An 8767-nucleotide genomic window follows, 5' to 3' on the forward strand; every position below is an offset into this window, starting at 1 on the left:
AACTCCGGGCCGAGGGCCGGCGGGTCAACCACAAGCGCGTCGAGCGCGTGATGCGCGAGGCCGGCATCGTCGGCGTGCATCTGCGCAAGAAGATCACCACCACGGTGCCCGCCCCGGACGCGACCGAGGTCCCCGACCTCCTGCAGCGCGACTTCACCGCGAGCGAGCCGAACACCAAGTACGTGGGCGACATCACCTATCTGCCCGTCGGCGACGGCCAATTCCTCTATCTGGCGACGGTGTTGGACCTCTGCTCGAAGCGGCTGGCGGGCTGGGCGATCGCCGATCACATGCGTACTGAACTGGTCACCGACGCGCTCGAAGCCGCCGCCCGCACCCGCGGCGGTGACCTGGCCGAAGCGGTCTTCCACAGCGACAACGGAGCCCAATACGCCTCGAAGGACTTCGCGAAGGCATGTCGCAAACTCGGCGTGATTCCATCTCGAGGATCGGTCGGGACGAGCGCCGACAACGCCGCCGCGGAGAGCTTCAACGCGGCCCTCAAACGAGAAACCCTGCAGGGCCGGAAACGCTGGCCAGGAGCGCGTCAGGCCCGCCTCGCGGTCTTCCGGTGGATCACCCGATACAACACCCGGAGAAGGCATTCAGCGATCGGTCAGGTCAGCCCGATCGCCTTCGAACAGCGAACGGTTACGCTGACCACTGCCGCATAGCAAACGGTGTCCACGGCTCAGGGGGAAGCCCCGGGATTCCGAACCAGTTGCTTGGATGCGGCTGGTCTGTTGTGACGACCAAGGTGGTGCCGGACATCCCGTCCTGTTCGACCGCGTAGGCCAGCGGGCACCAGGCCAGGCCGCGGCCGTAAGTCGCCCGTCCGCGGACCCTCCATCGGTAGATGACGCCGTCGACGGTGATGCGTCGCGAGCCCTTCCTGACGAGTGCCACGGCCTCCTCCTTCCTCTCCTCCTGGCTGAACAGTATTCAAGGGCCGTCATTGCGTCGTGTGCATTCTGGCTGAGCCCCTGCCTCACTGCCTCAGCCCGCCTCAACTGCAGCTCCCGATCACCGTGGTTCGCGGAGCAGGGAGGCGGCTCACCCGGCTCGTTCCGGTGGCGGATTCTCGAAGATGAACGATCTCCTCGTGCTGGGCGGCGAGCCGGGCCAGGGCCTGGCTGCGGAAGTCGGTGAGTTCGTCGACCGCCTCTTCCGACTGGGCCAGTCGCTCCTTGAGCTTGGCGTTCTCTGCTTTGAGTCGGGCGATCTGGGCCTCGCGAGGATCAGGGATCTTGCCGGCCTCGTGCATGGCGTTCAGGCGGCGTTCGAACTCGACGCGGAGGTGAGCGTAGGGGCGGGTGCCGTAGAACGCGGTGCGGTCGACCGCGGCTTCGGCGGCGAGGGTCTTGATGTCGCACTTCCCGCCGGGCGGGATCTCGCCGCGAAGGAGCCGGTCCATGGCGGCCCGGATGCGGTTCTCGTTCTCGGTCCGCTGGGCTGCGGAGATTCTCATGCGGACTCCTCGTTCGTGGTGTTGGCGGCGTCGATCTCGGCGACGACGCGGAGGGCCCGGTCGTAGTCGGCTTGGAGCCGGGTGCGTTCGGTCTTGCGGGTGGTGCCGAACTGGCCGAGGAAGATCTCGGTGCGTTCGGCGTGCTCGGCCCAGACGGGCCGGTGGCAGGGGTGATGGGTGGCCTGCGGGCAGCGGGCGGAGTCACACATCCCGACCAGCGGACGGTCAGCCGTCGGGGTGCCGGCCAGCTTGAGGCAGAGTGCCCGGGACGGGTCGGTGAACCAGCAGTAGTTCGCCGGTCCGAGGTGCAGGACGTTGGCGCGTTTGGTCAGGAGGTTGAGGACATCTCGGTCGTTGCGCTGGGTTTTCGGGGCCGTGGCCGAGGCGGCATCGAGCTGGGCGTCGATGCCGGCGAAGAACTCGGTGAGGCTGCGGGCGCCGGGACCGACGGGCAGAACGCCGTCCTGGTAGTTTCGGAACTCCTCCAGTACCAGCTGGAGATTGCGCTCGCTCTCGTGCTTGTTGACCTCAGCCAACAGCTCGGCCTGGGCCCCGCCAGGGCGCGAGGTATAGCCCTCCGTTGCGGCCACGGCGATATGTTTCATGTGGATCTTGGTGGCCAGGACGCCGCCGGGCCGGTAGGCCATTTCCAGGGACAAAGTGCGCCGCAGCATCCGCAAGTTGACTGGTCCCTCGGGTATTGTCGCCAGGCCAAGTCGTCGGCCGACTTCGGAGTTGGCCCAGTTCTTGAACCACTTGAAGCGGACGTTGAAGGAGAACCTGCCGATCAGCAGGGCTCCTTCTGCCGGGGCGTCGTGCAGTTGCTCAAGGAGCTCGATCGCGCGATAGACCGGCTCGATGACGACCCACTCGTCGGCGGTGCCGCCCAGCGGCTGCCCTTTGACGATCTTGCTGGCGATCCGGTAGCGGGGCAGGCCCGGGACGGACTCTTCGGGCGGCCGTCGGCAGCCGATGCGCAGTTCCATCAGCTCACTCGCGCGCATGCCTGAGACGGCGGCAGCGGTAATGATCGCGGCAGTGCGGACGATGCCGACCAGGGCGATGGCCTGGAGCCGGGACAGTGGCAGGGTCCAGGGCACTGACGATGTTCCGTCGGCTGCGGGGACCGGGTCCGCGTCGCAGCCGAACGGTCTCTCGACGCCGACCCGTGCGAGGGCGGCTTCCAACGCCGGCCTCATGGTGGGCAGCCACGGGTGGCAGAACTGGCTCAGCCCGGCCCGGCGGGCGAGGGTGCCCATGGCCACCGGGAGAAGAGGATCGTCCTCGGCCCAGCCCTTTTCCAGGCGTTTCGCGATGTAATGGTCCTCCAGCATGGGCAGGGCGGTGCACGTTCGCGTGTACTCGGCGAGGATTTCGCTGAGCTCCCGGACCGGGACGCGGTTCTTGGGGCCGACGCGCCGGAGTCCTTGGGCTCGCCGTGCCGAGTGGAGGTCGGATTCGCGGATCTTGTGTGCCAGGTCGACGGCGTGCGGGCCCAGTGTGGACATCAGATAGAGCGCGGCCGCGAGCATCGGCTGCATGATGTCGTCCGCGACCGGTTGGGTCTTGTTCTCATCCCGGCCGCTGGGCATCTCGGCGACGGCGGAGGCGGTGGCGCCGCCCCAGGGCCGCAGCTCGGCGGAAACGCGGTCGGCGGTGAACAGGTCGCGGTAGTTCACCAGGTCGACAACGACCTGGGCGGCGGATCTCCTGGTCGCGTGGCTGTTCTCGCCGATCACGGCTCCGTCCTCATCGAGCACGTAGCGGCGGTGGGCCAGGTATGCCTCGCAGTCCCGGGTGGTGATCTGTTGCAGGCTGCCGGTCGCCCGTTCGCCCAACCAGTTGAAGAAGCGGACGAGTTCGTCGAGACGGCCGCGGCAACTGGTGACGTGGAGCGGGTTGCGGAAGGCTCGGGGCAACGGGACGACCTTCCGATGGCGTGGTGCGAGCATCGCCAGGACCAGTTCCTTGGCCACCAGTCGCCAACGCGAGTCCTTGATCAGGGTGAAGTCGAAGCGCCTCAGCGAGGGGCTCAGCTGGGTCGGCAAGCCGACGACGTGGGTGAAGTCCCAGATGTCGTCCTCGAACGCTGGGCGAGCGGCGTTGTCCGCAAGGGCCAGGCCGGCTTCGTCGCAGACATCGGCGCCCGCAAAGACGGCAGAGTGTCCGTCAAAGGCGGGTGCGAGAGCGGTGTTCATGCGGTCATCTCCTCGGGTCGCAGGGGAAGTTCGTCGTCCCGGTCGGTGACGTGGGCGGCGGCCGCGGTGACCACGGCCGGATCGAAGCGGTCCAGGACCTGCTGGATGCGGGCGGCGTAGGGGCCGAAGACCGCCATGAAGTGGGCGGCGGGCATCTGCTGCCACTGCCGGGAGAAGAACGCCTTCAGCCGCAGCAGGCTGACTGCATGCCGTGGTGCGAACACCGCCAGGGGACACAACAGGCAGACCCAGGGGCGGGCCGGACAGGGCTTGCCCTTCGGGCCGTGAAGTCCGGACAGCTGATCGCCGCATGCGGCGGTGAACACATCCCGCTGTCCGCCCACGAGTTCGGCGATCACCTCGTCGTCGAGGGCAAGGTCCGCCACGAGCTGCGGATAGCCCTCGGCCAGGGCGGCGGCCTCTTCCTCGGTGATCACCGTCGGCGGATGCGACCTGCGCAGCAGGTCATGCTGGGCGTCTTCGATCACGGCCTCGACCGCCCGTTGCTGGGCGGGGGTCGCGGCCGTCAGATAGTGGTCGCCTTCGACGGCGGGGGTGTGGTTCGGGTCGATGGTGGCCCGGCCGCTGCCGGTCCACGCGCTCTTGTCCCGCATCGCCTCGTGCGTGGTGCGGATCCGGGACCGGTGGATCTTCAAGGGCTGCCCGTCGTCTCCGACCAGCTGGTGCCGCTGGACCCACCGCTGGATGGCGACGCGGTCGAACTGCCTCACCCGGCGGTCACCGCCGGCCCGGCTCAGCCCCAACCACAGTTTGCGGCCCTCGTCCGGCGGAACGAAGCTCCGCAGCAGCGTGGAGTGGGCCAGCCACTGCTCCAGCAGGCGCACGGCCCTGCGCGGCAGATTCAGGCTCTCGGCCGCGGTGCGGCCCTTGACGTAGGAGAGCAGGATCGTGGAGTCCCCGGCCCAGTCGACGTCCTGCGTGACCAGGTCCTCGATGCCGTCGGGGACGATGCCGGAGTAGATGCCGAACAGCAGCCGGTAGGCGATGAGCACTTCCAGGTGCGGGAACAGGGCCTGCGTCGCGTCGTGGAAGCCGCCGCGGCGGTGAACGAGAGCGGCCGAGATGCCGACGTTGCGGCCGAACGTGGAGATGTTCACCGGCCCGATGGTGGCCAGCAGCCAGCGAAGATTTCGGGGAGTCCATCCGCCCTCGGCGGGGTGTTGGCCGTGAGCGACAGCGGTCAGGGCCTGCCGGTGGGCCGCGTACGACTCCTCGACGAGTCGTCGGCAGAGGGCACCCAGCCGCTGCCACTCGGTCTCGGGGTAGGGAGGCAGGGTGTGGTGGTTCGGCTGAACGTTGAAGTTCCGGCCGGCCGCGAGCTCCAGCACACCGTCCGTCAGCGAGCCGCCGGCCTGACCGAACGCCTCGATCATCGCGCGGGTGCATGCCTCCCGGCCGCCCGAGCATCCCATCAAATACTCGGCCAGCCTGCCCCGTCTGAGCTGGTCGAGGCCGCCGGTGAAGCCCTGCGCGGCCAGTGTCCGCACCATGCCCCGGATCGCCTGGGCGTAATGGTTGACCGTGCCCGCGGAATCCGCAGTGCCGTGCGGGTGGATCAGGTCCACCAGGCCGGTGGCCAACTGCCGGGCCAGCAACGGGTTCGGCAGGCCGTCCAGCGAGAACGCCGCACGGCTTCCGTCGCTGAACACGCAGGTGATTCCCAGGGGTTGGTCGATCAGCATGGTCGGCATCAAGCGGCCCCGTCCTCGATGTCGTCGTCGAACTCGGCGGCGGCTTCCCGATCGGCGCTCGCGTCGTCGGTCAGCCCGGCTGCGGCACCAGCGCCCTCGTATGCCTCCCGGAAGATGCGCGTTGTGTCCAAGCGCCGGAGGTATTTTTCCGTGGTGAGGACGGTGGAATGTCCTAGAAGATCACGAAGTACCAGCAGGGGGTCGGCCTTGCTGAGGTAGAAGACCAGGGCGGCGTCGGCATCGGTGTCCCGCACGAGCTTCGCGGCCTGCCGGTAGTGCCCGGTGACCAGGTATTCCAAGGTCCTCATCGAGAAGGTGTGACGGCATCGGTGGGGCCAGACGTGCGGGAACCGGGGCTCGAAGCGGGCCCGGATCCGGTCCGAGGTCCGCTCGAAGACCGTGGCCCAGGCGGTGAACGGGCCTCCACCGTTCTTCACCGCAAGCAGGCACGAACCGCCTTCCGGGGCGACCAAGCGACGCCGCTCGGCTGGCGTCAGCGACTCCCAGGGCCGCCGGACCCCGTTGATCAGCCCTCCCCGGGCGTCCGGCTCGCTCACCATCAGCGGTTCGCCCCACCGCCGTGGCGGTCGCCAGAGTGAGCCGTCCGTCGTGGCGGCCCGGTCCAGCTCGACATAGTCGTGCAGCCCGGCCAGGGCCTCGTAAGAGGTCCACGTGGTGCGGAACTTCCTGCCCTTGGTGATCCCGGCCGGCACCGGGAACGGGATGGGAACCGCGGTCGGCTCCGGCGGCAGGGCGGGGATCTCCCAGGGAAGCAGGTAGGTGAATTCCTGCAGCCGCATTCCGGTGGCCAGCGTGTGATCCCCGACAGCCGCGTTGCGGGTCAACTCCCGCCCGTGGAAGCCGGTGTCCTGCGAGCCGTCCGGGGCCAGTCCGCGCAGTCCGTTGCGGAACAGCTCGGTGAAGTCCGGCTCCAGGTACTTGATCGTCACGTGCGGCTTCGGGGTGCGGCGGACCGCCAGGTTCACCTTCACCTCCCGCCCGGTGCCGGCGAACAGGGCCCGCGCGGCCCGGTAGGTGAACGGCTCGGCCTTCGCGTACCCCTCGTTGATCGCCCACCGGTAGAACAGCGACAGGATGCTCATGTGCTGGCCCCACGTCGTCGCTGCGAACCGGGCCTTCAGCGGGCCCGCAGCCCGATGCTCGGCGTACCGGCTCAGCCCCGCCTTCAGCCGTACCCGTGAGTCGAACAGCCCCACCCCGTGCTCGGCCAGGAACTCCATCCACTCCTTGACCACCCGCGCGTAGTTCTCCCACGAGCTCGACGCTGGCGCCCCACTGGCCGGGAGCTCGCGCAACCACCGGTTCACCACGGCCGTCGGACGCGGCGCGGCCGGGCCGTCCTCGAAGCGCAGGTCGTCGTCGACGAGCACGGGCATCCCCTCGGGGATCAATGGCCGATGCTCGACGTCCCAGGACTCCCAGCCCCGGGACGAGAAGAAGCTCAGGATCATGGGCGCTGACAGTAGAAACACCACACGGCTCAGCGCAAAGCCCAAACGCCCAGGCCGCTGGCCCAGTTGGAGCCAATCGCCACACAGAAACTAAGCGGAGACAACATGACGCAACAGGTGGGGGTGTAGATGGGTGACCGGGCCGGTGAGGTGCCGCTGCCCGGCCGTCTTCAGCGCCTTGCGGAAGGTCGACGGGGTCACCGCGATGCCCGGCGTCGGCACGTTCAGCGCCGCGACCGCCGGCGGCAGGCGTTCGGAGGGAAACAGCGGCGCCCTCGGATCCTCCGGGTCGTCGCTGAACTCGCCGCGGACCTCCTCGATGTACCACCACAGCAGGTCCCGGCCCTCCGGGAACAGGTATGCCTCCCGTTGCCGGGGACCGGAGCCACGGGCGCCCTTGCCGTTGACCAGGAAGCGGCCCCACTGCCCGGACTCCCAGTGGACGTCCCCGATGCACACCCCGCACAGCTCGGCGGCCCGCACCCCGGAGATGTAGGTGAGCTTGCCCATCACGTAGTCGCGGCGGGCAATTACGGGCTTGCGCGCGTCCTCCAGCGAGTTGCGCCAGCGGGCGAAGAACTCCCGGGCGGCCCGCTGCGACGGCGGCACCCGCAGCCCGAAGTCCCCTCGGTGCTTGGGCCGGTTGAACGGATCGATAGGCGACTCGACGGCGGCCCCGAACCGGCGGGCGATCTCTCCGGCATAGCGCTGTTCGAGGAACGCGAAGTAGTGGTCGATCTGGTTCATCTTCTGCCGGACCGTGGAGCGGCCGCGCTTGCCCGGCCCGGCAAAGTATCGGTCGACCTGTCGCGGCGTGAGCCGCCACGGCACCAGTTCGTAGTGCTGGCAGATCTCGATGACCGGCTTCACCAGCCGGTCCAGCGTGGTCGCGGCCAGCCCGGCCGCGTCCCGGGCCCACTGGTACTCGGCGACGGTGTCCAGGAAGAAGGACTCCTCGTCCCCGTCGGTCAGCGCGGCCGACTGGCGCCGCTGCAACGTGACGACGTCCGCCAGGCCCGGCTCCAGCTCCGGCTCCACGACAGGACCGTCCGCGTCACCGCCCGCCCGGGGCTGCACGACGGACAGCAGGCGTGTCCTGGAATCCACCACGACACGGCAGATTACACGAGCTTCTCCAGGAATCCTGTTAGTACTGGCAGAATCCTGCACCACTGAGGATCCGGCTGCAGGTGGCGGTTGAGCTGCTGAGATGCGGCTACGCGGTGAGGGAGAACTCCGGGGAACCCGCTCCTACTCCAGTTCCGTAGCGGGCGTGGTACTCGGTCATGAAGTTCGAGGACCAGGACCCGAACTTCTTGGAGTCCGACGCGCACGCGGTGCCCTGCCCCCACCAGGCGGCATCCCGCGCGGCGAAGGTGCCGTTCACGAGCCTGGTGACGGCGGCGCGTACAGCACCCTCTCGAAACTCAGGCGTGTACGTCCGTTGCTTGGACCCCATGAACCCATGAACCCCAACTTCCCCTGCAATCACGGACTCCACGCTACGAGGGGGTGCGCCACGAGGCGCCGTGTGATCGAGCGGAGGTGAAAGGACTCCGCCGTCTGCTCGTCGTAGCGGGCAGGTGAAGCTGACGACAGCCTGACCTGGAGGAACGCCGGGAAGGGCGGCAAGCAGTCGTGACGAAGTCGGGCCGGTTCAGTATCGCCGGATGGGCCGGGCTCGGTGAGCGAGACGGGAAGGTGTACGCGAGGAACCGGTGTTGTTACGCCTCTCGATAGCGTGCCAGCTCACTCAATCCGGTGAATATGGGCTGGTTGGCGGCGCGCATCCGACGGCCTCCCGTCCCGCCAGGGCGGTGACTGTCGGTGAACTCCCGGGTCGGTTTCCCCTGCTGGGTCCGGGAGGCCACGGTGAAGGTCTACGGCGTAACCGTGGCGATGCCGCAGGGGTATAGC

General features: G+C 68.5%; 7 protein-coding genes. 1 reads left to right on the forward strand and 6 read right to left on the reverse strand.

From position 1 onward, the window contains the following. Positions 1-674: IS3 family transposase (locus tag ACFC02_RS40280; protein WP_376367623.1), on the forward strand; the 674-nt coding region annotated here is incomplete at its 5' end. 332 nt (positions 675-1006) lie between these two features. On the opposite strand, the gene ACFC02_RS40285 is transcribed toward ACFC02_RS40280, so the two are convergent. The 6 genes from ACFC02_RS40285 to ACFC02_RS40310 form a co-directional block, all read right to left on the reverse strand. After that, on the reverse strand, positions 1007-1468 hold the full coding sequence (locus ACFC02_RS40285; protein ID WP_376367625.1) for a hypothetical protein: 462 nt from the start codon (positions 1466-1468) through the stop codon (positions 1007-1009). Further along, positions 1465-3666: a site-specific integrase gene (locus tag ACFC02_RS40290; protein WP_376367627.1), complete on the reverse strand. Its 2202-nt coding sequence runs from the start codon at positions 3664-3666 to the stop codon at positions 1465-1467. Before ACFC02_RS40290 ends, ACFC02_RS40285 begins: the two co-directional genes overlap by 4 nt. Further along, a complete protein-coding gene (locus ACFC02_RS40295) occupies positions 3663-5378 on the reverse strand; it encodes a hypothetical protein (protein ID WP_376367629.1) in 1716 nt (571 codons plus the stop codon). Before ACFC02_RS40295 ends, ACFC02_RS40290 begins: the two co-directional genes overlap by 4 nt. Continuing rightward, a complete protein-coding gene (locus ACFC02_RS40300) occupies positions 5378-6850 on the reverse strand; it encodes a site-specific integrase (protein WP_376367631.1) in 1473 nt (490 codons plus the stop codon). The genes ACFC02_RS40295 and ACFC02_RS40300 overlap by 1 nt, the downstream gene beginning before the upstream one ends. 90 nt (positions 6851-6940) lie before the next feature. After that, the gene (locus ACFC02_RS40305; protein ID WP_376367635.1) at positions 6941-7927 is read right to left on the reverse strand and encodes a tyrosine-type recombinase/integrase; all 987 of its coding nucleotides are present in this window, start codon (positions 7925-7927) and stop codon (positions 6941-6943) included. A 139-nt stretch (positions 7928-8066) separates the two neighbouring features. Further along, entirely contained in the window at positions 8067-8309 is a 243-nt protein-coding gene (locus ACFC02_RS40310; protein WP_376367633.1) for a Tn3 family transposase, read from the reverse strand. Between the last annotated feature and the right edge of the window lie 458 nt (positions 8310-8767).

Origin of the sequence: Streptomyces sp. NPDC056160, assembly GCF_042268205.1 — a bacterium.
Lineage (GTDB): Bacteria > Actinomycetota > Actinomycetes > Streptomycetales > Streptomycetaceae > Streptomyces.

Bases quoted from the DNA above. Each gene is read 5' to 3' on its own strand.
- ACFC02_RS40285 (WP_376367625.1), bottom strand. From the start codon at position 1,468: ATGAGAATCTCCGCAGCCCAGCGGACCGAGAACGAGAACCGCATCCGG.
- ACFC02_RS40290 (WP_376367627.1), bottom strand. From the start codon at position 3,666: ATGAACACCGCTCTCGCACCCGCCTTTGACGGACACTCTGCCGTCTTT.
- ACFC02_RS40295 (WP_376367629.1), bottom strand. From the start codon at position 5,378: ATGCCGACCATGCTGATCGACCAACCCCTGGGAATCACCTGCGTGTTC.
- ACFC02_RS40300 (WP_376367631.1), bottom strand. From the start codon at position 6,850: ATGATCCTGAGCTTCTTCTCGTCCCGGGGCTGGGAGTCCTGGGACGTC.
- ACFC02_RS40310 (WP_376367633.1), bottom strand. From the start codon at position 8,309: ATGGGGTCCAAGCAACGGACGTACACGCCTGAGTTTCGAGAGGGTGCT.